Origin of the sequence: Streptomyces sp. SID14436, assembly GCF_010548465.1 — a bacterium.
In the GTDB taxonomy this organism is placed as follows: domain Bacteria; phylum Actinomycetota; class Actinomycetes; order Streptomycetales; family Streptomycetaceae; genus Streptomyces.
Window position 1 is genome coordinate 1 of sequence record NZ_JAAGMD010000864.1, and the last position, 952, is coordinate 952.

Annotated in this window: 1 protein-coding gene; it reads left to right on the forward strand. The window is 78.0% G+C overall.

From position 1 onward, the window contains the following. The coding region (locus G3I53_RS31720; protein ID WP_239064210.1) for a peptidoglycan-binding protein at positions 1-626 on the forward strand (626 nt) is incomplete at its 5' end. Positions 627-952: the final 326 nt, after the last annotated feature.

The following is a 952-nucleotide window of genomic DNA, read 5'->3' on the forward strand; positions in this document are numbered from 1 at the left end:
GCAGGCGCCGCCGCACGGCACTGCTCTCGGCCGCCGGCGCGGTGGTGCTGGTGATCGGCGCGGCCGGCTGGGCCAGTGGCCTGTTCGCCTACGAGACGCCGTCCCGCGACGGGGCGCTCCCGGACGACGTCCGGGCGAGCGTGCCGGACGCCGCCTCCTCCCCACCGCCCTCCTCGGCACCGGCGGCCGGTCCGTCCACGGCACCGTCGGCGAGCGCCTCGGCCTCCGCCTCCCCGTCCGACAGCGCGAGCCCCTCGGCCTCGCCGTCCCCCTCGGAAACGGCGTCCGCCGACGCGTCGGCGAGCGCGTCCCCGTCGGAGGCGGAACCGTCCGCGAGCCCGTCGGCCGCCACCCCCGGAGAGGCCGCGCCGGGGGACGGGGACGGGAACGAAGGCGAGGCCACCGCTCCGGTGCTGCGACGCGGCGACCGGGGTCCCGAGGTGGTGGAACTCCAGCTGCGGCTGCGGCAGTTGTTCCTGTACAACGACGAGATCCACGGCCAGTTCGACCGCCGCGTCGAGGACGCCCTGCGCACCTACCAGTGGGCCCGCGGCCTCCGCGGCGAGATGGGCACGTACGGCCCGCAGACGCGCACCCGGCTGGAATCGGAGACCCGGCAGCCGTAACGCCGGGAACGGCGGCCGCCAGGGCGGAGAGCGGCAGCTGTAACGCCGGAGACCGGCAGCCGGAGCGCGGGCGGCCGGAGCGCCTGAGTCGCGGGCGACCAAGCTCGGACGCGACGGACTCGGCGGCCGGAACGCGAAGCCGTGACGGCGCACCGGAGAGCGGCGGGCCTACGGCCGGAGCGCGGGCGGCCGGAGCGCCTGAACCGCGGGCGGTCGGACGCGGACGCGACGGACTCGGCCGCCGGGACGCGGCGCCGTGACGGTCCGAATCCTCACGCGGCGCCGTGACGGCCGGATCCTCACGCGGCGCCGTGCCGGCCGGATCC